The sequence below is a fragment of the Dellaglioa sp. CoH-56-MRSF-11 genome (assembly GCF_056782135.1).
On record NZ_JBXAYE010000003.1, the window covers coordinates 163,821 to 189,616 of the forward strand.

Below are 25,796 nucleotides of genomic sequence, written 5' to 3' on the forward strand. Positions count from 1 at the left end.
ACATAAATTAAAGGAGAACCATATCGATGCTTGATAGATTAAAAAAGTCTAAATTGATGTTTTGGTCACTTGAATTATTAATCGTTGCCTCGTTAATTTGGATGTGTACAAAAATAAGTTTTATTTTTAGTCCAATAGGAACGTTTATTTCCACATTATTTATTCCGATTATTATATCTGGGTTTTTATTTTATTTATTTAATCCGGTCGTTAAATTTTTAATGAAAATAAAAATCAAAAAATTCAAATTTTCTCGAACGTTGTCAGTTGCCATTCTATTTGTATTCCTAGCAATTCTTTTAGTTGCCTTAATAGGGTACCTGATTCCGAGAGTAGTCAGTCAGCTAAGTCAATTGGTGGTTAACCTACCAGATTATGCAAATGCAGTTAGTGAGTCGTCAAAAGATACGTTTAATCATTTAAATAAATATGCTTGGTTTAAAGAAATTGATTTTACTAGCTATTTAAACCAGTTTGAAAATTCTATTGGGACCTACTTCAAATCAATTGCAACCAATTTGACGAACTCGATAGGATCAATGATTGGGGTTGTAACGAGTGTGACAGTTGTTGCACTGACAGTACCTGTGATGTTGTTCTATATGTTAAAAGATGGTCAAAAACTAGTCCCAACGCTTAAAAAACTTGTTCCAGAAAAACATGGGGATGAGCTCGTTGAGTTACTTGACCGCATGGGTGATACAATTTCAGCGTACATTGGTGGACAAGCTATTGAATGTATTTTCGTTGGGGTATTTACCGCTATTGGTTATTCAATTATTGGTATGCCGTATATTTTGTTACTAGGAGTTGTGGCTGGCCTTGCTAATATTATTCCTTATATTGGACCCTATATTGGTATTTTCCCAGCACTGATTATTGCGGTAACACAGTCTACTCAAATGGTTATTTTTGTCGTGATTGTTGTGTTAATTGTCCAACAAATTGATGGTAATTTTGTCTATCCTAATGTTATAGGCAAATCATTAAATATACATCCATTGACGATTATTGTATTATTACTAGTAGCTGGTAACATTGCTGGGCTTCTAGGAATGATTTTAGGAATTCCCTTATATGCTGTTGTAAAAGTTGTTATTAAATACTTTTACGATATTAGACAATTGCAGGAAAAATAAGACAGTCATAACAGTTTATGATAAAATAAATTATTATTGATAACGACGGAGGAGCAAAAACATGAAAAAAATAATTACTTATGGAACATTCGATTTATTACACAAGGGTCATGTACGTATTTTACAACGCGCTAAAGCAATGGGCGACCATTTAACAGTTTGTATTTCAACAGATGAATTTAACGCAATTAAAGGGAAAAAGGCTTACACATCATATGAAGATCGTAAGTTCATTTTAGAAGCAATTAAGTACGTAGATGAAGTGATTCCAGAAACTGAATGGGACCAAAAAATTAGTGACGTCGTCGATAATCAGATTGATACATTTGTGATGGGTGATGATTGGGCAGGTAAGTTTGACTTTTTAAGCGATTACTGTGAAGTTATTTACTTACCAAGAACAGATGGTATTTCAACAACAAAAATTAAAAAAGATTTAGGGATGAACTTGTAAAATATTTTATTATTTTATCTTTTGTAGTAAGGAGAACAAAATAATGAATGAAATTAAAAAAATAGTCCAAAAAGTGGTTAAGCGGATTGGTCGCCAAATTTTAATAACGTTAAATGATTTTACAATTAAATTTTCAATTAAAAAACACCAAGTTGTCTTTGAAAGCTTTAATGGGCGCGATGTTAACGATAACCCGATGGCCATTTACAAGCAGACTAGACGAGATCTTGGTGAAGAAAATGCGAAGCTTTTATATTTTAGCGTTAAACCAAGCATGTACACTAAATTAAAAGAACAATATCCGGAAATTAATTTAATTAAACGCTTTGGATTTTCTTGGACTATCAAAATGGCGAGGGCTGAATTTTGGGTCTTTAATTCAAGATTACCTATTTGGTGGAAAAAGAATCCGAAGACTACATATATACAAACATGGCACGGGACACCGTTGAAACATTTAGGAATGGATATTGAAAATGTTTCAATGCCAGGTACAACGACAGCGTTATACCATGCTAATTTTAAAGTGGAAACAGCACGTTGGGATTATTTAATAGCGCCTAATCATTATTCAAAGCAAATTTTTGAAAGTGCATTTGCTTTTAAAAATAAATCCTTGGATATTGGATACCCAAGGAATGACATTTTATATGCGGATAATAATGAAAAAGATATTAGAGCTTTAAAGAAAACGTATCTTGGTAATGAAGATGCTAAAGTGGTTCTTTATGCGCCAACATGGCGTGATGATAGCTTTTATACTCAGGGTGTTTATAAATTCGAAATGGCTTTTTCATTCGAATCATTCTTTCAACATGTATCAGACGATACTATTTTAATTATGCGGCCTCATTATTTAGTTAAGAATAGTATTAATATCGAAGGATTTGAAGATCGTGTTAAAATAATGGCAGATGAAAATATTACTGAATTATATTTAATGAGTGATATGATGATTACGGATTATTCGTCAGTGATGTTTGATTTTGCTAATTTGAATCGACCAATGATGTTTTATTGTTATGATTTAGAACATTATCGGGATGAACTACGCGGCTTTTATATCAACTTTGAGATGGAAGCGCCAGGACCAATCGTAGAAAAAGAACCAGATTTCTATAAACAATTGGATGTCTATACGCAAAATGGTGATTATCCTGGTTACGAAAAACAATTTAAAGATTTTCAAAATAAATTTATTGAATGGGATAATGGAAAAGCTTCTCAAAAAGTTTCTGACATTATCTTAGGTAAGTAAGCATATTCTCCTTTTGGGAGGATATGCTTTTTATTTTTTAAAATATAAATACTGATAACATCGGATAAGATGTTAATTTTTAGTGATTAATGGTAGAATTGTATAAGCGTAAGTGTATACATGTTATTATTGAGAATTAAAATAACTGAATGATTAATGGTGATAAAATGGAAGATTATAAAATTCGATTAGAGTATGTTACAAAAGGTATAACAAGTAAAAAAAATCGAAAAATTGATAAAGATTCGAAAGATATTTATTGGGCTTTAAGGGGCATCTCGTTTGATATTTATCGTGGTGAATTTTTTGGTATTATTGGCATGGGTGGCTCAGGGAAAGCAACGTTATCTGACATTCTAGCCGGTAAAGCCAAACAAACAACGGGTTTTCTAACGATGGCCGGTCACACGACGATTGTATCATATGAGACACAATTAAAACGCGATAAAACGGCTGTGCAAAATATTCAAGAAGCAATTACTGATTCTAAGATTGATTACAAAAATAGTGATCAAACTTTGAATAATGTTTTAAATTTTGCTGACTTAGGGGTATTAAAAGAAAGTAAAATTGAAGATTACTCTCCCGATATGCGTGCGCGAGTTGAGTTAGCAATGGCCTTCTTCATTGAACCTGATATTATTATTTTAGATGGTATTCTATCAGCATTAGATGATATTTTTTATCAAAAAACGGTTGATAAAATTAAAAGCCTACAAACAGAGGGCAAAACTTTTGTACTTGCTAGTCAAGATTTACAACAAATGGAGTTCTTAACAGACAGAATTGCCTGGATTCAAAACGGTCAACTGATGGATATCGGTGAGTCTGAAAAAGTCGTTATGAGTTATTTAGATTTTGTTGCTTGGTACGATAGTTTGACTGATGAGAAACGAAGTGAGTACGATAAACAACGTGATTCAGAACGTAAATCATTTAGTGTAGAGACCTTATATACACAATATAAAAAAACGCATTTTGATCCTGATATGCCTCGATCAATTGAGTTGCGTCGTAGAGATGCCTTTTATAACGGACAAGCATTTGACGATACAAAATATTTTTTAAAAAAGAAAAATGGTAAAAAGCACGGTAAACTAGCTTTGATGGTTATTGGTATTTTGATTTTAGCAGTGATAGGAACAGTTTCTGCCAAGTATGTTCAAATGAACAATGACAAGCAAGAATCGAGTTCAATCGCCCAACGTCAGAAGTCTGTAAGTGAATCAAAAAAAATAGCAATTTCAAGCTCAATTAGTAGAGCTGATGTCTCTAAAAAAGTGGTGGCATCTTCTAAATCTAAATCAGCTAAAGCTGCTTCAAGCAAGTCAGCCAAACGGTCTGCTGAAAAAAAGCGGCAGAATGAGTCGCTTGCTAAAGCTAAGGCAGAAAGTGAATCCGTTCTAGCTAGAGAGTCATCTGAAAGGGTGGCTAGTTCTGAGTCAGCAGCAAAAGAAAGTAGTGAAAAGAAGGAAAGTAGTGAAAAGAAAGAAAGTATCAGTAAAATTAGTACGAAGATGTTTGAGGTAGGTAGTGGGGATAGTTTATCAAGTATCGCGACTGCCAATGATACAACCAGTGATCAATTGATGGACATCAATGAATTATCATCAAATCTTTTGCATGTAGGACAAAAAATAAAAGTACCTAAATAAATGTGAGTTAACTCGGAGGAAGTTATGAAATTAAGAACGAAAGTAATTATTGGTATAGTTGCAGTTGTGTGTATCGGTGGTGGGACGATATTAGCTAGTACGAAGGCTGGTCATGACGTCGTTGAGTGGGTTGCTACTCGTGGGTCATCTGACCAACAAAAAAAGGAGTACGCTGAACAACAAAAATTAGCTGAATCGAAATATGGTAAGAGTAAGTCTAGTGAAAAATCAAAACCAAAATCAAAAAAGAAGAAAACTGAAAAGAAAAAATCTGTGTCTAAAAAAAGTAAATCAACGTCGTCTTCGTCGTCAAGTTCTAATATTGATACGGATACGATAACTGTTGTTTATGGTGATTCATTGTCATCTATTGCGTTAAGCCATGATATGACAGTGAAGGAACTAATTGCATTAAATGACATGGAAAATACAACATTAAGACCTGGGCAAACGCTTAAGGTCGTTGCTGGAAGTGGAAAAAGTATAGATACTACATCTTCAGATACAACAGGCACAGATAATACAAGTTCTGATAATACTACTTCAGACAACACAACAAGTTCATACTCTAATGACGATACAACTTCAGATAGTACAAGTACAGCAAGTTCATACTCTAATGCTGATACAAGCTCAGATAGTACAACAAGTTCAGATACTTCTAGTACCGATAACACAACAAGATCATATTCTAGTTCAACATCAGATACAACTAGTTCAACGAGCTCAACTAGTGATGAGACAACTAGCAATTAGCAATCGGATTTCTGCATGTTAATAGGTGTATAATATCCGTAGGTTAAAAAATAAAGACAAATGAATTGGAGCGGATGAGTAAATGAGTTCAGACCCTGGTCACGAACTGCTGTTGCAGCTGTTATTATTAGTCATTTTGACATTAGTGAATGCCTATTTTTCAGCTGCAGAATTAGCAGTAGTTTCAGTAAATCGTAATAAAATTGAGGCAGAGGCGAAAGCTGGAGATAAAGGTGCAATAAGAATTCTTGGTATATTAAATAATTCGACATCATTTTTATCAACTATCCAGATTAGTATTACTTTTGCCGGGTTCTTGTCTTCAGCTTTTGCAGCAACATCTTTGGCTAAATATGTTGAACCATTGTTTGGGAGTGCTGTGTGGGCACATGATGTTGCAGTAGTTATCGTTACGTTGATTTTATCTTATTTTTCATTAGTTTTAGGAGAATTATATCCTAAACAATTGGCACTACAGATGCCAGACAAAATTGCCAGAGCAACGACTGGGCCTATTCAACTTATTGCGATTGTTTTCAAACCATTTAACTGGTTGTTATCAATTTCAATCCGTGCATTAGAAAAAATAACACCAATTAAGTTTAATAAAAATAATATTGAGGTTATTAGTCGACAAGAAATTGTTCATATGATTCAAACTGGTGAAGAGCGTGGTGCTATTGATTCAGATGAATATGAAATGATGGAAGGCGTTATTTCGTTACATACGAAATTCGCTCGTGAAGTTATGGTCGCTAGAACTGATGCTTTTATGATTGATTTACAAAACGATAATGATCGTAATATTGATGCTATTTTAAATCAACCTTATTCTCGTGTACCCGTTTATAGTGATGATAAAGATAACGTCGTTGGCGTTGTTCATATCAAAAATTTGCTTAAAGCTGCTAGAGCAAAAGGGTTCGATAGAATTAGTTTACGTCAAATTATGCAAGAGCCCATGTTTATTCCAGAAACGATGGCTGTTGATGATTTGTTATTCGAAATGAAGAAAACACACACTCAATTAGCTATTTTATTGGATGAATATGGCGGTGTTGTTGGACTTGCCACAATTGAAGATTTAATTGAAGAGATTGTTGGCGATATCGACGATGAGTCAGATAGCCCTGATGATACATTGAGAAAAATTAATGCACATGAATATATCGTACAAGGTCGAATGACACTTGACGATTTTAATGATGAATTTAATTGTGATATCAACGTTAAAGACGTAGACACAATTGCGGGATTCGTCTTAACTGAATTAGGTCGAATTCCCGGTAATAATGAACAACTACAGATTACACTTCACAATGGTATACTTCTCGAAACGGAAAAAATGGACGGTTCTCGATTAGTGGAATTGAAAGTTATGATTCCCGAAACACGGTTAAAAGATACTTTAAAGAGTAAAGAATAAAATATGGGATGATAAGGTCAATAGAACTCTAATAAGTTCCATTGACCTTATCATTTTTTACGTCGAAGTTCATTATCATTTATGATAAACTATGAGTAATATGTTTTAGAGAGGACAAAAAATGAATACAGAAGAATTAGAGACTCAAGTAAAAAAACGCCGAACATTTGCGATTATTTCTCATCCCGATGCTGGTAAAACAACCATTACAGAACAATTACTTTTATTCGGTGGGGTTGTCCGTTCTGCCGGAACAGTTAAGGGTAAAAAATCTGGTACTTTTGCAAAATCTGATTGGATGGAAATTGAAAAGAAACGTGGTATTTCTGTTACTAGTTCAGTTATGCAATTTGATTACGCCGATAAGCGGGTTAATATTTTAGATACACCTGGGCATGAGGATTTCTCGGAAGATACCTACCGAACATTAATGGCCGTAGATTCTGCAGTCATGGTTATTGATTCTGCAAAAGGAATTGAACCACAAACAAAGAAATTATTTAAAATTTGTAAAATGCGTGGCATTCCTATTTTCACATTCATCAATAAGATGGATCGTGATGGACGTGAGCCACTTGATTTAATGGCTGAACTCGAAGAGGTCTTGGGCGTTGAATCATACCCAATGAACTGGCCAATTGGTATGGGTAAAGGCTTAAAGGGATTATACGATATCTACAACCATCGTATTGAACTTTACCAAAAAGAAGATAAAGGCATGGACTACGTTGATTTAAATGACGCCGGTGAGATTGAAGGCGACCATCCTTTAAAAGAAGATAGTATCTATCAAGAAGTGCTAGATGAAATTGAATTATTGGGCGATGCTGGTAATACCTTTGATGAAGCAAAAATCGCAACAGGGGATTTAACGCCGGTTTTCTTTGGATCAGCATTAACTAACTTTGGTGTAAAAACGTTCTTAGATATTTATTTGAACTATGCACCAGCACCACAAGAACATAAAACGATTGAAGAAACAACGATACAACCAACAAATGAACATTTTTCTGGGTTTGTTTTCAAAATTCAAGCAAATATGAATCCTAATCATCGTGATCGAATTGCGTTTATTCGAATTTGTTCAGGTGAATTTGAACGTGGGATGGATGTTAAATTAGCAAGAACTGAAAAGAAAATGCGTTTATCTAATTCAACCCAATTTATGGCAGATTCTCGTGAAGTTTTAGAATCAGCTGTAGCTGGCGATATTATTGGATTATATGATACTGGTAATTTCCAAATTGGCGATACAATCAGTAACATGAAGAAACCAATTACCTTTGAAAAATTACCTCAATTTACGCCTGAATTATTCATGAGCGTTAATGCTAAAAATGTAATGAAACAAAAATCATTCCATAAGGGTATTCAACAGTTGGTTCAAGAAGGTGCTGTTCAATTATATAGAAGTTACAACACGGGTGACTATATTCTGGGTGCCGTTGGTCAACTTCAATTTGAAGTCTTCCAATTCAGAATGTTAAATGAATATAATTCAGAAGTTATCATGACACCAATGGGTTCTAAAACAGCTCGCTGGATTGATCCAGAACAATTGGATGAAAAGATGTCAAGTTCACGTAACTTACTTGTTAAAGATCGACAAGACTTACCGTTGTTCTTGTTTGAAAATGCATTCGCAGAACGCTGGTTTGCTGACAAATATCCAAACGTTACATTAACATCAAAACTATAAACGAAAAGAGGTATACCAATTGGTATACCTCTTTTTTGAGTGCTTATTAATTTAATGAGTAAGGCATTTTGATGTAAGTTTCATCAATAAAACCACCATCTTTTAATTCAAACCAAACATCATTACTTGATGATAACTGACTGATTAAAGTAACTTGTGTATTGTCAGCTAAAACTCGTAATTTTTTACCATAAGGTTTAGTGTAAATAGTTACAGATTTATTAGGAATGTAATCAATTGAAGCAGAGTGATTGATTATTTTTTTAGTAAATTCATTGGTGTCATTGTCGGGTAATAAAGCATATTTGGGTTGAATAATCATTTTTACATTAGAAGTACTTTCTAACCATTGATTGCCACCTATGCTGTACCAAATAGTTCCCAAATTCGTTTCGATTTTTTCAAATACTTGTAAAATAACGCCAGCAGGTAAGAAGGCGGGATAGGAGTTACCCTCGGGTAAGTCATAAGGACGTACGCGTTTTGTAATCTGGATGTATGCGTCAATTTGATCGACGGTTTTCCAATTGATGTTGCGATAATAATAGTAGATGGTTTGTTGTTCATTTGTGAAAGTACCATAACTAGTTTTTGAGGCACGCAATAAATTGAACCCTGGAATATTGACAGGGTCATAAGTGAAAGGGTCATTCAAATGGCCACGTAGTAAAGTGGGTGAGCCGATTAAGTAGCCACCATCAATATCTTGATTATAAATCCAAACGGCAGCGCCATGTTTCTTTTCATAGCTTAAAATAATAGCACCATAGTTGGTTACAAAAGTACTTGTGAATCCCGAAATGCCAACTAGATTATAATCATTGATTGGTTCAAATTGAAGTCTTAAATCGCTACCTATAGTGCCACTGATAATTTGCGGACGAGATAGATTATTATTATTTTGGTCTTTATAGTAAACAATCATTGTGGCATCTGAAACAGATGTTGGTAGAAAAGTTTTTTCTTCAATGACTTCATGTTTCTTTTGTTTTGGTGCCTTATATTTTTTTGTTGATTCAGAATTGAATACAAATTGTATATCGGAAGTGGAAGTAGGTTGGTCATTTTTTGTAAAAACAGACAACATATTCCGGAAGAAATCTCTTAAGGCGATTTTAATCAGCTCCATTCATAATCTAATATCATAATTATAACCTAAAAAGATTAATTATTGGGGAAAAGTGTTTGAAATATCGTTTATTTATTTAAAAGAATGAATAAAATAAAAAAAGATGCAGACTCAGAAAAAATTATCTGAGTCTGCATCTTTAGTTTAGCCTTTACTTTTCAACGTTAGAGTCGGAATCTTTAACATCAGTAGTTGTATCGGCTGATATCTTAATTTCATCTTTTTCAATTTTTGCAGCTAATTTTGTTACATCAGGATTATCAAGGTAGAAGTCAGCTATTTGATCTTCAATCTGTTCCTGGATAACACGTCTTAGTGGACGAGCACCCATTGCGGGATTGTAGCCTAAATCAACTAATTTTTCTTCAACCCGATTTGTAACGTGAAGTTCTAAGTTTTGATTTTTAAGAACTTTATTAACGTCATCAAGCATGATACTTACGATTGAAACTAAGTTTTCTTTACTTAATGAGTTAAATTCAACGATGTCATCAAAACGGTTTAAAAATTCAGGACGGAAGTAATTTGATAGTTTATCAATGATGGCATGGGTTGCACCAGTTGACGTTGCACCAAAGCCAACATTTGCTTCAGCATCAGCACTACCAGCGTTAGATGTCATAATGATAATCGTATCTTTGAAACTTACCACGCGACCTTGTGAATCTGTTAAACGGCCATCTTCAAGAATCTGCAAGAACATATGCATAACATCAGGATGTGCTTTTTCAACTTCATCTAACAAGATTAAACTGTATGGATTACGACGAACTTGTTCAGTTAATTGACCAGCTTCTTCATAACCAACATAGCCAGGAGGGGAACCAATCAATTTAGAAACTGAATGGTTCTCCATGTACTCACTCATATCGAAACGAATCATTGATTCTTTTGTTCCAAATAATTCTTTTGATAATTGTTTAGCAAGTTCTGTTTTACCAATTCCAGTTGGTCCAACAAACAAGAATGATCCGATAGGACGCCCAGATTTATTGAATCCAATCCGGTTACGGCGGATGGCGCGGGCCACTTTATCAATGGCGTCATCTTGGCCAATGACATTAGCTTGAAGGGAAGTGGCTAAATTTTTCAATTGTTGTTGCTCTTTTTCCTTTAGTTCGCCTACAGGAATCCCTGTTTTTTCTTCAATAATTTGTTCCATTTCTTTTTCGGTTACAATTGGTAATTCATCAGAATCAGTATTACTATCTTGTAATTCTTTGAATTTTGCGACTTGATCGCGATAGTAGGCTGCTTTTTCATAATCTTCGTCGGTTAGTGCAGCTTGTTTTTGAGTTTCAGCGTTTTTAATTTTTTCTGCAACTAATTTGGGATCAATAGCTTTAATGGTTAAATTCATTTTTGACCCAGATTCATCAAGTAAATCGATGGCTTTATCTGGTAAAAAACGATCTTGAATGTAACGGTCAGAGAGAGAAGCAGCAGCTTCAATTGCTTCATCACTATAATGAACATGATGGTAAGCTTCGTATTTCTTTTGAATACCTTTTAAAATGACGATTGACTCTTCGACACTAGGTTCATCAACTTGGATAGGCTGTAAACGACGTGCAAGCGCAGCATCTTTTTCGATTTGACGATATTCATTTAGAGTTGTTGCGCCAACGAGTTGTAATTCGCCTCGAGCAAGAGCTGGTTTTAGAACGTTACCGGCATCCATACCACCTTCAGCATTACCAGCGCCTACAATTTCATGAATTTCATCAATGAATAGAATGATAGACTTATCATTTTTAAGTTCCTTCATTAATTGTTGCATTCGTTCTTCGAACTGACCACGAATACCCGTTCCTTGAACTAATGAAACAACATCTAATCGAATAACTTGTTTGTTTAAAAGTTTTTGAGGAACAGCTGAATCAACAATTTTTTGAGCTAATCCTTCAACGACTGCTGTTTTACCAACACCAGCTTCGCCGATTAGAACAGGATTATTTTTTGTCCGACGATTCAAAATTTCAATGATTTGATTAATTTCTTGATCGCGACCAATGACCGGGTCAATATTTCCTGCCCGTGCCTCATCGGTTAAATTAAGACCGAATTGACCAAGGATTGTATCCTTACCATTATTTTTATTAGCGCCACCATTTCTACCAGCTTGGGTAGGAGGTGTCTGCTCTTTTCTTTGTGAACTATTATTTTGACTATTTGGTGCAATCGCATTAAATAAATCATCAAGGTTACCAAAGCTAAATGGATCTTGTTGATTATTACGGATTTGACCATTACTTAAACGCTCTTGTTCATCTTTTAGTAATCGATAACAATTTTGACATAAATCGTATTCTTGATGTTGACCATTTAAGTTAGTTGATAAGTGTATTGTCGCTGGATTGATTTGACAATTTTGACAGATCATATGTGTCACAACCTTTCATATTTCGTTCGTATAGTTTAGTTTATCTAAGATCAAAAACATGTTGACCATCTTTGACCTTCGATGAATAGTATACAAAATATGGAAAAATTCTGCAAGCAATTAGAACTCCTTTTTTACATTTTATGGAGGCTAATCTATAATGAATTTAGTATAGTAGATTTTAGTGAAAAGAGGTTTGAAAATGAGCGAAGATTATAAAGCAAAAATTGATGCATTGATTGCTGGTGAAATAGAGACAATAACAATCAACCCAGATGAATTTATGGCGTTTCAACTTGTTTGGCAAAAAGAAAAATTACGTAAGGCAATCGTTGGTAATGCGCAAAGAGAAGGTCAAATTATTTACAAATATGTTAGTTTGAAAAACTAAAGACTTGTATCATTTTTTAAATAATGGTATTATTTGTCTCTAAAGACTAATGTGTTTAATTTATTAATGAAAACGTGTTCTTTGCTTTTGTTAGTGGGTTATGCATTTTTCTAAAATAAAAAAATATAGAACATCAAGGAGATAATTAATTATGGAAAAGAAAGACTTTCACGTAATCGCAGAAACAGGTATCCACGCGCGTCCAGCTACATTATTGGTACAAGCAGCAAGCAAATTTACTGCTGACGTTGCTTTGGTTTACGGAGAAAAATCAGTAAACTTGAAATCAATCATGGGCGTTATGTCATTAGGCGTTGGTCAAAATGCTGATGTAACAATCACTGCTGATGGCGCTGACGAAACAGATGCAATCGCAGCTATTACAGAAACAATGACGAAAGAAGGACTTGCTGAATAATGTCGAAAATGCTAAAAGGGATTGCTGCTAGTGATGGTATTGCCATTGCTAAAGCATATATGTTAGTTCAACCCGATTTGTCATTCTCGCAAGTAAGCATTGAAGATCCAGAGTCAGAAATCAAACGCCTTGATGCTGCTGTTGCAGCATCAAGTGAAGATTTGAAACTAATCAAACAAAAAGCTGCAGAAAACCTCGGCGCAGAAGAAGCCGAGGTTTTTGAAGCTCATTTGACAATCCTTTCAGATCCTGAACTTATGGGCAACATTGGCGATAAAATCAAAAATGATAAGGTCAACGCTGAAGCAGCATTGAAGGATGTCACAGATATGTTCATTTCAATGTTTGAAGATATGACTGATAATGCTTATATGCAAGAACGTGCAGGCGATATTCGTGATGTTACGAAACGTGTAATGAGTCATTTATTAGGAGTTACAATTCCTAATCCTGCTCTTATCGATCAAGAAGTTGTGGTCGTTGCACATGATTTAACACCATCGGATACAGCCCAATTAAATCGTAAATTTGTTAAAGGATTTATTACTGATGTTGGTGGACGTACTTCTCATTCTGCTATTATGTCTCGTACGCTTGAAATTCCTGCTGTTGTAGGCGCTGGTGATCCAACGACTGCAATCTCAGAAGGTGATATGGTTATTGTTGATGGTATCAATGGTGACGGAATTATCAATCCTACTGCTGAAGAAATTTCAACATATGAAGCAAAAGCAAAAGCTTTTTCTGATCAAAAAGCTGAATGGGAAGAACTAAAAGACGCTAAAACAGTTACTGCTGATGGCGTACATTTTGATTTAGCTGCTAATATCGGTACACCTAAGGATGTTGAGGGTGCAGTAGATAATGGTGCTGAAGCAGTTGGTTTATTCCGTTCAGAATTCTTATACATGGATGCTAGTGAATTACCTTCAGAAGATGATCAATTTAAAGCTTATAAAGCTGCAGTTGAAGGTATGAATGGTAAACAAGTAGTTGTAAGAACAATGGATATTGGAGGCGATAAGGAATTACCTTACTTGCCATTACCAGAGGAAATGAATCCGTTCTTAGGATATCGCGCAATCCGTATTAGTTTGGATCGTCAAGATATTTTCAGAACACAACTTCGTGCTCTACTTAGAGCTTCTCATTATGGACAATTAGCAATTATGTTCCCTATGATTGCAACTGTTGATGAATTTAAATCAGCAAAAGCTATCTATACTGAAGAACGTACTAAGTTAATTGACGCTGGTGTACCAGTAGCAGATAAACTTGAAGTCGGTATGATGATGGAAATTCCTGCTGCTGTTATGAACGGTGATCATTTGGCTAAGTATGCTGATTTCTTTAGTATTGGTACAAATGATTTAATTCAATATTCAATGGCTGCTGATCGAGGTAATGAACAAGTGTCATACCTTTACCAACCTTATAACCCATCAATTTTACGTTTGATTAAAATGGTAATTGATTCGGCTCATAAAGAAGGTAAGTGGGCAGGTATGTGTGGCGAAATGGCCGGCGATCAAATTGCCGTACCTATTTTAGCTGGAATGGGACTTGATGAATTCTCAATGAGTGCTTCGTCAATTCTTAAAACACGTAGTTTAATGAAAAAATTAGATACAACAAAAATGAAGGAATTAGCTGATAAAGCTGTTTCTGACTGTGAAACTAATGAAGAAGTTATTGCATTAGTTGAATCTTACATGAAATAAATTAAACACAAAAAAACTGGTAATTTCGATTATCAGTTTTTTTGTGTTTAATTGGGAATAGATGAGAATAGTCTACTTTTATTGCATAACGGGTGAGAAACCAATATAATTAAAACTATTATATTAGAATAGACAAGGGGACCTTATCGTGAATATTGGAATTTTTACAGATACATATTTTCCACAAGTGAGCGGTGTGGCGACTTCAATAAAAACACTAAGAAACGAGCTCGAAAAAGAGGGACATACCGTCTATATCTTTACGACGACTGACCCACATGTTGATAAGACAGTATATGAACGTAATATTTTTAGATTCTCTAGTATTCCATTTGTTTCTTTTACAGATAGAAGAATTGCTGTTAGAGGCTTATTTCAAGCTTACCAAGTGGCAAAAGAACTAAATTTAGACGTTATTCATACACAGACTGAATTTTCTATGGGCTGGATTGGTAAATTTGTTGCAAGAAATTTAAAAGTTCCTTGTTTACATACCTATCATACAATGTATGAAGATTATTTACATTACATTGCCAATGGTAAGTTATTGAAACCATACCATGTTAAGCAAATGACAAAAACATTTGCATTCCATATGAGCGGGATTATCGCACCAAGTACACGCGTTCAGACGTTGCTACAGAAGTATGGTGTGAAATCAGAAATACGAGTTATCCCTACAGGGGTAGACATTTCTCAATTTGAACAAATTGAAACAGAAGATTATCGTTCTAAATTAGACATTTCTGAAGATCAACCAGTCATGCTTGCGTTAAGTCGATTGGCATTTGAAAAGAATACACAAGAAATTATTGATGGTATGCCAGCGATAATTAAAAAAGTACCGAATGTTTTACTCTTGATTGTAGGGGATGGTCCGGCACGTGAAACCCTTGAAGAGCAAACAGAAAGTTTAAATTTAAAGGACAACGTCAGATTTATTGGTGAAGTTGATAATGATGAGGTATTCCATTTTTATCAGTTAGCAGATTTATTTGTGTCTGCATCAGTAACAGAATCTCAAGGATTGACGTTTATCGAAGCTTTAGCTGCTGGAACACCGGTTATTGCTAAAACGGGTAAATATACTGACGAGTTAATGGAAAAACCAGAAGTTGGTAAAACTTTTTCATCTGAAACTGAAATGGTGACTGATATTATTGATTACTTAAATAGATGTCATGAAGAAGTTGATCCAGAGCCAAGATTAGAAAAGTTAAAAGAAATTTCAGCGGCAACATTTGGATCAAAAGTTGCTGAATTTTACCAAGATGCTCAAATTCATTATGTTGAAATAGAAGAAGAGGATGACGAAATCAGTCATCTATAAACGAATTTATTTTCAAAGGAGTTTCAACCATGCTATTAATTAACATGTTTTCTGCGGCCAATTCGGTTAAAGGACAAGGGGTCGGTAGCGCATATACCGAAATGATGAAGTTGCTCAAAGAACGCTTTCCAACTGAATTCAAAATTAGTGTGAATAAATATAGTCGCTCAGATATTAGTCATTACCATACCATCAATTTTCCTTATTACCTTTCGACTTTTATGCCAGGTAGAGGTAAAAAAATTGGCTATGTCCATTTTTTACCAGAAACACTTGAGGGAAGTGTTAAAATTCCACAACCTTTTAAAGCCATTTTTTATTGGTATGTAATTGCTTTTTATAAACGAATGGATCATATTGTCGTGGTTAATCCAAGTTTTATTCCAAAACTTGAAGCGTTTAAGATTCCAAAAGAACGCGTCACGTATATTCCTAATTTTGTTTCAAAAAAAGTTTTTTATGAAAAAACCGTGGAAGAAAAACAAGCTTTTAGAGATGCGTTAGGTATTCCAGCCGATAAATTTGTTGTTTTTGGTGATGGTCAAGTTCAAGAAAGAAAAGGTGTGCCCGATTTTATTAAGTTAGCTAAGCAAAATCCTGATATCCAATTTATTTGGGCCGGTGGCTTTTCATTTGGTAAGTTAACTGACGGTTATGCTGAATTAAAAAAAGTAGTTGATAATCCGCCTAGTAATTTAACGTTTACTGGGATTATTGATCGAGAAGCTCTAGTAAATTATTACAATATTGCTAACCTTTTCTTACTGCCATCTTTCAATGAATTGTTTCCAATGTCAGTATTAGAAGCATTTAGTTGTGGGACACCTGTATTATTGCGCGATTTAGATCTTTATAAAGCGGTTATTGAGGGCTATTATGATGCCGCGACAGATGTTAATGGTATGCAAATTAAATTGAGAAAATTAAAAGAAGATCCCAATGCGTTATCAGTTTTGCATGACAAAGCAGATCAGGCATCAGCATACTATTCTGAGGATAGATTGGCTGAAATTTGGCATCAATTTTACTTGGACCAGAGCAAAGAGGGCTAAAAGATGACTCGAAAAAACATAGGTTTATTGACGTTAATGGTTATAATTGGGATGGGGATATTCGCTTATTCTTTAAAAAATGTATCAATTCAGTCGCTCGTTAAAGCTTTAGTTAATATTAATATATGGTGGTTATTAGTAGCAGTATTTTGTATCTGTATGTACTTTGTCATTGAAGCATTTGTTGTTCAACGGTTCATGATAGGGCAACATAAAAAATTTACATTTAAGAATGCAATTCGTATTCCACTGATTGAACAATTATTTAATGGAATCACACCTTTTTCAACAGGTGGACAACCTGCACAATTGTTTGCGATGGCTCAGTCAGGTGTGGACGCTGGTCGTGCAAGTTCCATTTTATTAATGAAATTTGTCGTTTACCAGGCAATGATTGTTATTAATTTTATTGTTTGTTTACTAATTGGGTTTCAATACATTCAAGATAAAGTTAATTATCTAATGGTATTCGTGATTTTTGGATTTGTGATTCATTTAGCTGTGATTACTGCTTTGTTAATGATCATGTATTGGTATGGATTCACTAAAAAATTAGTGTATGTTTGTATGCTAGTTGTTAAGTTATTCGTTAAAGGGGATCGTTTTGATCGCTGGAATACAAGTATTTATTCAAAAATTGAAAACTTCCATAAAGAGAGTTTACGTATGAAGAATGAAAAGAAAATGATTTTTCACGTTTTTGTATTAACATTCTTCCAACTCGCGTTTTACTATTTAATTCCATACTTTATTATGTTGTCATTGGGATACACATCAGTGAATGTGATTATGATTACAGCACTTCATGTGCTTATTGTCATGGTAATTTCACTTTTCCCAATTCCGGGGGGAACTGGTGGTGCAGAATATAGCTTCGCGATTGTCTTTTCTAGTTTCATGACCAGTCACAGTAAATTGATTTTAGCCATGTTGTTATGGCGTATTTTAACTTACTATGTTGGACTATTTGCGGGAATGTTTGCTTTAGTTGTTAAACCAGATAAGGTAGAAGAAGTTGGAATTGAAGATTAAATAAATGAAATATGATAGTAACCATTGCTGATGATAGATTTTCTATTATTGGCAATGGTTTTTTTTGTGTTTTATAAGGAGAAGAACGTGTTTCTTTAAGCAATACTAAAATCGCTAATCAGTTTATTACTATTCAAAATAACGACAAAAAAGCACTGTCAAATGACAATGCTTTTATTAGTTAGCTTTTCAAAATCGTTAAATATATTGTGATAAAGCGTCTTTAACTTGCTCTTTTGAATGATAACCGACGAGTGTATCAACAACTTCGCCATCTTTTTTAATCATTAATGTGGGAATTCCCATGATACCAAAATCGTCAGCTGTTTTAGGATTTTGGTCAACATCCATTTTAGCAAATTTAACCTTGTCACCTATTTCTTGTTCTAATTCCTCAATTGCTGGTGATTGCATTTTGCAAGGGCCACACCATGTTGCCCAAAAATCCGTCAATGTTATACCTGAATCTGTAACTGTTTTGAAATTTTCATCTGTAATTGCTTGTACCATTTGAATTCCTCCTTTATTTATTTGAATATAATATCAGAGGAAATATAATTAGCCTAAATATATGCTTACAAAAAGTAAGTATAAAGAAATAACGCCGTATTTTTATTTATTTTGTGTCATGTAGTCATTCAAACGTTCCATCCCAAGCACTAAATTCTCCATACTAGAAGCGTAACTTAAGCGAACGTAACCTTGACCAGAATCACCAAAAGCAGTTCCTGGAATTAAGGCAAGTTTATTATTAAAAGCTAGTTCTTTACAGAATGCCATAGAATCTTGGTTATATCCTGCAGGAATTTTTGCGAAAATATAAAAAGCGCCACTAGGTTGTGCCATTTCAAAATGCATTTTTTTCATTTCAGCCATAACGAAATCACGGCGTTTTTTATATTCAACATTCATTATGCGACCATCGTCTTTACCGTCACGTAAGGCAGCAATTCCAGCACGTTGAGAAACACTTGTTGCAGAGGTTACTAAGTATTGATGAACTTTTTTTAATTCATCAGTCATCGCTTTGGGAGCAAGCAAGAATCCAATGCGCCAGCCAGTCATGGCATGCGATTTTGATAAACCATTAATTAGGACAGTTTGGTCACGGATATATTTTGCAATTGAGACATGTTCATGATCATAAGTTAATTCACTATAAATTTCATCACTAATTGCCCATAATTTTTGCTTTCTAATTTCATCAGTTATCGCAATAACTTCATCTTCGGTCCAAGAAATACCAGTTGGATTACTTGGATTAATTAGGATAATACCTTTAATATTTTCATTTGGATTATCTTTAACAGCTTGATTAATCATCTCAGGTGTTAATCTAAAGTTATTATCACGTGTGTTGATAAAAATTGGTTTAACCCGATTTAAAGTAATCAGTGGCATATAGCCAGGGTAGAGTGGCGTTGGGACAAGAACGGCATCGCCGGGGTTGAAGATAGTCTGTAAGGCAGTTGCGATGGCTTCAGTTGCACCAACTGTAACTAGAATTTCAGATTGTGCATCATAAGTAACGTCATATTTTTCATTAAAAAATTCACTGGCAGCTTCACGTAACTCAATATCACCAGCCATACCCATATAATGTGAGTAATTTTCATGAATGGCTTCGATGGCAGCTGCTTTAACATGATCGGGTGTATTAAAATCTGGTTCACCCATTGTTAATTTAATCATATCAGGAATTTGGCTCACTTCATCATCAAATTGACGAATATCTGAGACCTCTATTTTAAATACTTGATCGTTCAAATCTTTTCTAAATAAGCTCATTTTTATGCCTCCAAGTCTAATAACTAACAGTTTAGCATAAAAACAAGTTAAGAAACGATTATAATCTGCTTAATCAGGTGTAAATGTATAGAAAATTTGGTATTATTAACTATGATATTGAAAGGGGAACAACTATGAAAAATTCTCAGTTAGTAGCAATCATTAGTCGCTTAGAGGCTATGCAAAAAGAAGATAACGGCGAAATCCAAACAAGACACTTCGAACGTGAAGGTGTTGAAAAGGGAATCGTTGAATATGATCCAGATATGAAAGCATATACGTTAGAAGATTTAAGTAACCATACTAAATTTCCTTTCGATGATATTGATTTAATTGCAATGGAAGTTTACGACTTACTATTTAGTTAATCAATAACTGAAACATAGATTGAAAGACATTTTCGTGTTCTCGAAAACTGATCTTAAAAAATGGAGGCACTAAGATGCGGTCAACTTTAAAATATGTTCAGGATAAATTGAGCTCAAGATGGGGATTCCTCCTCTTGACGCTCGTTTTATTTTGGGCCAAAACAGTTGTTGCTTATGAAACCAAATTTACATTAGGTGCAACAGGTAGCATGCAACAATTTTTACTTTATATTAATCCAATACCAACAGCGTTATTATTATTTGGAATTGCAATCTACTTTAAGGGTAAAAAATCATATTGGATTTTGCTGATTGTTGATTTTATTCAAACATCATGGCTTTTTGCAAATATGGTTTATTATCGTGAGTTTTCAGATTTTCTTTCACTAGGAATTATCAAAAATTCAGGTTCAGTAGCTAATAATCTAGACAAGGGAATTGCCGGTATTTTACGACCAACTGATTTCTTTGTTTATATCGATATTATTATTTTAATTTTGATTCTTGTCTTTAAATTAGTCAAAATTGACTATAACCCAATTAAAAAGCGTTATGCTTTTATCCTGACTATTGCATCTGTACTTTTAGCTTTAGGGAACTTAGGTTTAGCTGAAAAGGATCGTTCTCAATTATTGACAAGAACTTTTGATAATAACTATATTGTTAAATATTTAGGCTTGAATTTCTATGCGGGATATAATGTTTATCAAACGCAAAAAGAAAGTGCGACACGTAAAAATGCCACTGCTAAAGATATGGATAAAGTTCTAAAGTATTTGGATAAAAATCGTTCTAATTCAAATATAAAGTATTATGGAAAAGCGAAGGGTAAAAATGTTTTTGTGATTCATCTAGAAAGTTTCCAACAGTTCATGATCGATTATAAATGGGATGGGCAACAAGTTACGCCTAACATTAATAAATATTATCATGATCAAAATACATTATCATTTGATAATTTCTTTAATCAAGTTGGACAAGGTAAAACGTCTGATGCTGAAATGATGTTGGAAGCATCCCTTTATGGGTTACCATCTGGTTCAGCGATGACGACTTATGGCACACAAAATACATTCCAAGCAGCACCCGCTATTCTTGATCAAAAAGGCTACTCTACAGCAGCTTTCCATGGTGACGTGGGTAGTTTCTGGAATCGTAATAATACTTATAAATCATTTGGTTACCAGTATTTCTTCAGTGAACCTTATTATGATGTCAAAGCTAACTATAAAGTTGGTTATGGGATGAAAGATAAGATTTTCTTGAAGCAATCGGTTAAGTATATTGAACAATTACCCCAACCTTTTTATGCTAAACTCATCACACTAACTAACCATTATCCATATGATTTAGATAGTGCGAATACGTCAATCAAAAAGACGGATACAGACGATAGTACGGTTGATGGTTATGTTCAAACATCTAAATATCTTGATCAATCATTCGGAGAATTCGTTAGTTACTTGAAGAAGAGTGGCTTGTATAAGGACAGTATGATTGTGATGTATGGTGATCACTATGGTATCTCTAATAATCATCCGAAAGCTATTGCACAGCTTTTAGGTAAAGACAAAGTAACAAGTTATGATTTAACGATGTTCCAAAAGGTACCATTTATGATTCATATGAATGGCCTTAAGGGCGGTATTAATCATACTTATGGTGGTGAAATTGATGTGCTACCAACTTTACTTGATCTATTAGGCGTTAAGAATACCGATACGGTTCAATTTGGTAATGATTTATTATCGAAAAATCGTAACCAAACGGTTGCCTTTAGAAATGGTGATTTCGTTTCACCAACCTTTACAAAAGTTGGAAATACCACGTATAACACTAAGACTGGTAAAGAAATCGAAAAACTAACGGCAGCACAACAAAAAGTTTATAACAAAGAATTAAAACATGTTACAACGTCATTATCATTATCAGATGAAGTTATTACGGGTGATCTATTAAGATTCTACGCACCAAGTAATTTCACTAAAGTAAATAAATCTGACTATAATTACAAGAAAAGTGACGCTCTTGAAACTTTGAAAAAAGCACAAGAGAAAGAAAAAACCAGTTTAATTGAACAACACGGTGGGGTATCTACCGAAAGTTTATTCAAAACTGATGCTCCAGAATTAAAATAACGATTGAAGTCATAACGTCATGTTATGGCTTTTTTTGTTGTAACCTTTACACAATCTTTACAATACCCCCACAGGACCTTTACATTAAAAATATAAACTTAATGTATAAGTTAAATATCGATATTTATGGAGGAAGTTACTATGAAAAAGGGATCTTTAGTAATGATTGGTGGAATTTTATCCATCATGTTATTAACTTTAACGGGATGTGAGACACAATCAAATTCAGGAAAATCGATTACAATTGTTGGATCTACAGCTTTACAACCTTTAGTTGAGGCAGCTGGTGAAGAATACGGGACTGAAAATGTTGGCGTCTTTGTTAATGTTCAAGGTGGCGGATCCGGAACAGGATTGAGTCAAGTTCAAGAAAAAGCCGTTAGCATTGGTAACTCAGATGTTTTTGCTGAAGAAAAATCAGGCATTAAGGCAAGTAAACTTGTAGACCATCAAGTTGCCGTTGTTGGAATTACGCCAGTTGTGAATAATGGTGTGGGCGTTAAAAACGTCTCAAAAAAACAACTTATAGATATTTTTACTGGTAAATTAACAAATTGGAAGCAACTAGGTGGCAATGATTTACCAATTGTCCTTTTAAATCGTGCATCTGGTTCGGGAACACGATTAACATTTGAAAAATGGGGATTAGAAGGTAAGCAAAGTAAAGATGCACAGGAACAAGATTCAACGGGAATGGTTCGACAAATTGTCGGATCGACACCTGGTGCAATAAGTTATATGGCTTTCTCATACGTTGATAAAACGGTCGATGTACTTTCTGTTGATAAAGTTAAACCAACTGAAAGTAATGTTGCCTCAAATAAATGGAAAATCTGGTCATACGAACATATGTATACGAATGGTGAACCCACGGGATTAACAAAACAATTTTTAACTTATATGATGTCAAATAAAATTCAAAAACAGGTTGTTAGTAAATTAGGTTATATTCCAACAACACAGATGCAAGTGAGTCGTTCGGTTGAAGGTAAAATAACACCAATTAAGAAGGGGATGTAGTTATGGATCCGATTCGTGAAAGTTTACTCAAAAAATCAAAAGCATCTAAACTAGAGATGCGCGGTAAAATAATTACTTATTTCTGTATTGGACTAATCGTCGCTATTGTTCTTGCTATCTTTTATTTCGTTGCTTCAAAAGGATTAGCAACGTTCTTTACTGATAAAGTATCAATTAAAGATTTTTTATTAGGAAAGAGTTGGAACCCTGGAACGCTTGATAAAGCAGGTAAGCCAGAAGTTGGGGCTTTACCAATGATTTCTGGATCATTCTTTGTCACTTTTTTATCAGCATTAATTGCAACACCTTTCGCTATTGGAACAGCTATTTTCATGGTTGAAATTTCACCAAATACGGGTAGCCGAATTTTACAACCGGTAACTGAATTATTAGTTGGTATTCCTTCAGTTGTTTATGGATTTATTGGTCTTTCAGTTGTGGTCCCATTTGTTCGAAGTATTTTTGGTGGAACAGGGTTTGGTATTTTATCTGGGACATTTGTGTTATTTGTTATGATTCTACCAACCGTTACGTCAATGACTGTTGATACTTTAAAATCTGTCCCACGTTATTACCGGGAAGCCTCACTGGCCTTAGGTGCAACACGTTGGCAAACAATTTATAAAGTTATTCTAAGAGCAGCAACACCAGGTATCATGACAGCGGTTGTTTTTGGTATGGCACGAGCTTTTGGTGAAGCCTTAGCCGTTCAAATGGTTATTGGTAATGCATCATTGATGCCATCAAGTTTAATTACACCATCATCAACTTTAACAAGTATTTTGACGATGGGAATTGGAAATACTGTCATGGGCTCATTAGAAAATAATGCGCTATGGTCACTTGCTTTAATTCTATTATTAATGTCATTATTCTTTAACATGGTTGTTAGAGTAATTGGTAAGAGAGGGGCGCTTAAATAATGAATCCTAAAAAAGTAGATAAAATCGCAACAAGTATTTTATATGGTATTGCCGGATTCGTCGTTCTTGTTTTAGCGGCCTTACTTGGCTATATATTGGTTAGAGGTGTGCCACATATCAGCTGGCATTTCTTAACATCACCCGCAAAATCATTTTCAAGTGGTGGTGGAGTAGGAATCCAATTGTTTAATTCCTTCTATCTATTATTATTAACATTATTGATTTCTTTCCCTATTTCATTGGGAGCGGGTATTTGGTTATCAGAATACGCTAAAAATAATTGGGTGACGACGGTTATTAGAACGTCTGTTGAAATTTTAAGTTCATTACCTTCAGTTGTTGTTGGGCTTTTTGGGTTTTTGATTTTCGTTGTCCAATATAATTTCGGTTTTTCAATTTTATCAGGTGCATTAGCCTTAACGTTCTTCAATTTACCTTTATTAACAAGATCAATCGAAGAGTCATTACGTTCTATCCCATATTCACAACGTGAGGCTGGCTTTTCGTTAGGATTATCGCGTTGGGAAACCGTTACGAGAGTTATTGTTCCAGATGCAGTACCTGGTATTTTAACGGGTGTTATATTGAGTGCCGGCCGTATCTTTGGTGAAGCAGCTGCGTTAATTTATACTGCTGGTCAAAGTGCGCCAGCACTAGATTTTACAAACTGGAATCCAGCTAATATTGCGAGTCCGTTAAATCCAATGCGTCCAGCTGAAACATTAGCTGTTCATATCTGGAAAATTAATTCAGAAGGTATTATGCCTGATGCATCAGCTGTTTCTGCAGGCGCATCAGCCGTCTTAATTATCGCAGTGCTTTTATTTAATTTCTTAGCTCGATTCGGTGGTAAAGCACTTTATCGTAAAATTACATCAAGTAAATAGATCATTAGGGGGTCAAAGAATATGGTAGAAAATAAAACTGAAAAATCTAGAATTATGACCTTCAATGAAGATAAACATGAGATAGCTTTAGAAACCAAAGATTTACATGTTCATTATGGTTCTAATGAAGCAATTCGAGATGTTAGTTTACAATTTGAACGGTTTAAAATTACAGCTTTAATTGGGGCATCTGGTTCTGGTAAATCAACTTATCTTAGATCGTTGAATCGTATGAATGATGGGATTGCTGATGTAACAGGACAAATTATTTACCGTGATTTAGATATAAATAAAGATAATGTTGATATTTATGAAATGAGAAAACATATTGGAATGGTATTTCAACGACCTAATCCATTTTCAAAATCAATTTATGAAAATATAACGTTTGCTTTGAAACGTCATGGGATGAAAGATAAGCAGTTACTTGAAGAACGCGTTGAAAAATCACTTAAACAAGCTGCACTTTGGGATCAAGTTAAAGATGATTTGAATGTGAGTGCGTTATCATTGTCTGGTGGACAACAACAACGTTTATGTATCGCTAGAGCGATTGCTATGGAACCTGACATCTTATTGTTAGATGAACCAGCTAGTGCGTTAGATCCAATTTCAAGTCGAATTGTTGAAGAATCACTTTTAGAACTGAAAGAAAAGTACACGATTGTCATTGTGACACACAATATGCAACAGGCTTCACGTATTTCAGATTACACAGCATTTTTCCATTCAGGAAATGCGGTAGAATATGATAAAACAACAACTATTTTTACGCGACCAACAATTAAACTAACGGATGATTATGTTTCAGGAAACTTCGGTTAAGGGG

At 34.3% G+C, this 25,796-nt stretch carries 23 protein-coding genes; 19 read left to right on the forward strand and 4 right to left on the reverse strand.

Annotation, left to right across the window (positions count from 1 at the left end):
• The first annotated feature begins 26 nt into the window (after window positions 1–26).
• From AC1RPT_RS04525 to AC1RPT_RS04555, 7 genes are all read left to right on the forward strand, one after another.
• Complete coding sequence (locus AC1RPT_RS04525) at window positions 27–1,139, forward strand: AI-2E family transporter (protein WP_481761510.1); 1,113 nt, start codon at window positions 27–29, stop codon at window positions 1,137–1,139.
• A gap of 61 nt (window positions 1,140–1,200) precedes the next feature.
• The gene (gene tagD, locus AC1RPT_RS04530) at window positions 1,201–1,593 is read left to right on the forward strand and encodes a glycerol-3-phosphate cytidylyltransferase (protein ID WP_481761509.1); all 393 of its coding nucleotides are present in this window, start codon (window positions 1,201–1,203) and stop codon (window positions 1,591–1,593) included.
• Between the two features lie 52 nt (window positions 1,594–1,645).
• Window positions 1,646–2,851, forward strand: coding sequence for a CDP-glycerol glycerophosphotransferase family protein (locus AC1RPT_RS04535; RefSeq protein ID WP_481761627.1), 1,206 nt, complete (start codon window positions 1,646–1,648; stop codon window positions 2,849–2,851).
• Between the two features lie 167 nt (window positions 2,852–3,018).
• On the forward strand, window positions 3,019–4,506 hold the full coding sequence (locus AC1RPT_RS04540; protein WP_481762410.1) for an ATP-binding cassette domain-containing protein: 1,488 nt from the start codon (window positions 3,019–3,021) through the stop codon (window positions 4,504–4,506).
• Between the two features lie 24 nt (window positions 4,507–4,530).
• Window positions 4,531–5,262 (forward strand): LysM peptidoglycan-binding domain-containing protein, encoded by a 732-nt coding sequence (locus tag AC1RPT_RS04545; RefSeq protein WP_481761507.1) that lies wholly within the window; start codon window positions 4,531–4,533, stop codon window positions 5,260–5,262.
• 82 nt (window positions 5,263–5,344) lie between these two features.
• The gene (locus tag AC1RPT_RS04550; protein WP_481761506.1) at window positions 5,345–6,688 is read left to right on the forward strand and encodes a hemolysin family protein; all 1,344 of its coding nucleotides are present in this window, start codon (window positions 5,345–5,347) and stop codon (window positions 6,686–6,688) included.
• Between the two features lie 121 nt (window positions 6,689–6,809).
• Window positions 6,810–8,387 carry a peptide chain release factor 3 gene (locus AC1RPT_RS04555; RefSeq protein WP_481761505.1) on the forward strand — a complete coding sequence of 526 codons (1,578 nt, stop codon included), beginning with the start codon at window positions 6,810–6,812 and terminating at the stop codon, window positions 8,385–8,387.
• 46 nt (window positions 8,388–8,433) lie between these two features.
• On the opposite strand, the gene AC1RPT_RS04560 is transcribed toward AC1RPT_RS04555, so the two are convergent.
• Both AC1RPT_RS04560 and AC1RPT_RS04565 read right to left on the reverse strand, forming a co-directional pair.
• Window positions 8,434–9,516: a MucBP domain-containing protein gene (locus AC1RPT_RS04560; protein ID WP_481761504.1), complete on the reverse strand. Its 1,083-nt coding sequence runs from the start codon at window positions 9,514–9,516 to the stop codon at window positions 8,434–8,436.
• Between the two features lie 151 nt (window positions 9,517–9,667).
• Window positions 9,668–11,899: an ATP-dependent Clp protease ATP-binding subunit gene (locus tag AC1RPT_RS04565; RefSeq protein WP_481761503.1), complete on the reverse strand. Its 2,232-nt coding sequence runs from the start codon at window positions 11,897–11,899 to the stop codon at window positions 9,668–9,670.
• Between the two features lie 202 nt (window positions 11,900–12,101).
• On the opposite strand from AC1RPT_RS04565, the gene AC1RPT_RS04570 reads away from it, so the two are divergent.
• From AC1RPT_RS04570 to AC1RPT_RS04595, 6 genes are all read left to right on the forward strand, one after another.
• Window positions 12,102–12,290: a hypothetical protein gene (locus AC1RPT_RS04570; RefSeq protein ID WP_057973672.1), complete on the forward strand. Its 189-nt coding sequence runs from the start codon at window positions 12,102–12,104 to the stop codon at window positions 12,288–12,290.
• A gap of 151 nt (window positions 12,291–12,441) precedes the next feature.
• The gene (locus AC1RPT_RS04575; protein WP_409022159.1) at window positions 12,442–12,708 is read left to right on the forward strand and encodes a phosphocarrier protein HPr; all 267 of its coding nucleotides are present in this window, start codon (window positions 12,442–12,444) and stop codon (window positions 12,706–12,708) included.
• Window positions 12,708–14,429, forward strand: a complete 1,722-nt coding sequence (gene ptsP / locus AC1RPT_RS04580) for a phosphoenolpyruvate--protein phosphotransferase (protein WP_481761502.1) — start codon at window positions 12,708–12,710, stop codon at window positions 14,427–14,429. Before AC1RPT_RS04575 ends, ptsP begins: the two co-directional genes overlap by 1 nt.
• 148 nt (window positions 14,430–14,577) lie before the next feature.
• The gene (locus tag AC1RPT_RS04585; protein ID WP_481761501.1) at window positions 14,578–15,759 is read left to right on the forward strand and encodes a glycosyltransferase family 4 protein; all 1,182 of its coding nucleotides are present in this window, start codon (window positions 14,578–14,580) and stop codon (window positions 15,757–15,759) included.
• A gap of 29 nt (window positions 15,760–15,788) precedes the next feature.
• A complete protein-coding gene (locus tag AC1RPT_RS04590; protein ID WP_481761500.1) occupies window positions 15,789–16,811 on the forward strand; it encodes a glycosyltransferase family 4 protein in 1,023 nt (340 codons plus the stop codon).
• A 3-nt stretch (window positions 16,812–16,814) separates the two neighbouring features.
• Entirely contained in the window at window positions 16,815–17,843 is a 1,029-nt protein-coding gene (locus tag AC1RPT_RS04595) for a lysylphosphatidylglycerol synthase transmembrane domain-containing protein (RefSeq protein WP_481761499.1), read from the forward strand.
• A gap of 198 nt (window positions 17,844–18,041) precedes the next feature.
• On the opposite strand, the gene trxA is transcribed toward AC1RPT_RS04595, so the two are convergent.
• Together trxA and AC1RPT_RS04605 are read right to left on the reverse strand one after the other, a co-directional pair.
• On the reverse strand, window positions 18,042–18,353 hold the full coding sequence (gene trxA / locus AC1RPT_RS04600) for a thioredoxin (RefSeq protein WP_481761498.1): 312 nt from the start codon (window positions 18,351–18,353) through the stop codon (window positions 18,042–18,044).
• Between the two features lie 102 nt (window positions 18,354–18,455).
• A complete protein-coding gene (locus AC1RPT_RS04605) occupies window positions 18,456–19,631 on the reverse strand; it encodes a pyridoxal phosphate-dependent aminotransferase (protein ID WP_481761497.1) in 1,176 nt (391 codons plus the stop codon).
• A 134-nt stretch (window positions 19,632–19,765) separates the two neighbouring features.
• Here AC1RPT_RS04605 and AC1RPT_RS04610 point away from each other — a divergent pair, with 134 nt between their 5' ends.
• The 6 genes from AC1RPT_RS04610 (at window position 19,766) to pstB (ending at window position 25,792) form a co-directional block, all read left to right on the forward strand.
• On the forward strand, window positions 19,766–19,999 hold the full coding sequence (locus AC1RPT_RS04610) for a YkuJ family protein (protein ID WP_409022166.1): 234 nt from the start codon (window positions 19,766–19,768) through the stop codon (window positions 19,997–19,999).
• 74 nt (window positions 20,000–20,073) lie between these two features.
• Window positions 20,074–22,137, forward strand: a complete 2,064-nt coding sequence (locus AC1RPT_RS04615; RefSeq protein WP_481761496.1) for an LTA synthase family protein — start codon at window positions 20,074–20,076, stop codon at window positions 22,135–22,137.
• Between the two features lie 141 nt (window positions 22,138–22,278).
• Window positions 22,279–23,157: a phosphate ABC transporter substrate-binding protein PstS family protein gene (locus tag AC1RPT_RS04620; RefSeq protein ID WP_481761495.1), complete on the forward strand. Its 879-nt coding sequence runs from the start codon at window positions 22,279–22,281 to the stop codon at window positions 23,155–23,157.
• A gap of 2 nt (window positions 23,158–23,159) precedes the next feature.
• Complete coding sequence (gene pstC, locus AC1RPT_RS04625) at window positions 23,160–24,080, forward strand: phosphate ABC transporter permease subunit PstC (protein ID WP_409022169.1); 921 nt, start codon at window positions 23,160–23,162, stop codon at window positions 24,078–24,080.
• Window positions 24,080–24,967 carry a phosphate ABC transporter permease PstA gene (gene pstA / locus AC1RPT_RS04630; RefSeq protein WP_481761494.1) on the forward strand — a complete coding sequence of 296 codons (888 nt, stop codon included), beginning with the start codon at window positions 24,080–24,082 and terminating at the stop codon, window positions 24,965–24,967. The genes pstC and pstA overlap by 1 nt, the downstream gene beginning before the upstream one ends.
• 21 nt (window positions 24,968–24,988) lie before the next feature.
• Window positions 24,989–25,792 (forward strand): phosphate ABC transporter ATP-binding protein PstB, encoded by an 804-nt coding sequence (pstB, locus tag AC1RPT_RS04635; protein WP_481761493.1) that lies wholly within the window; start codon window positions 24,989–24,991, stop codon window positions 25,790–25,792.
• Window positions 25,793–25,796 lie beyond the last annotated feature (4 nt).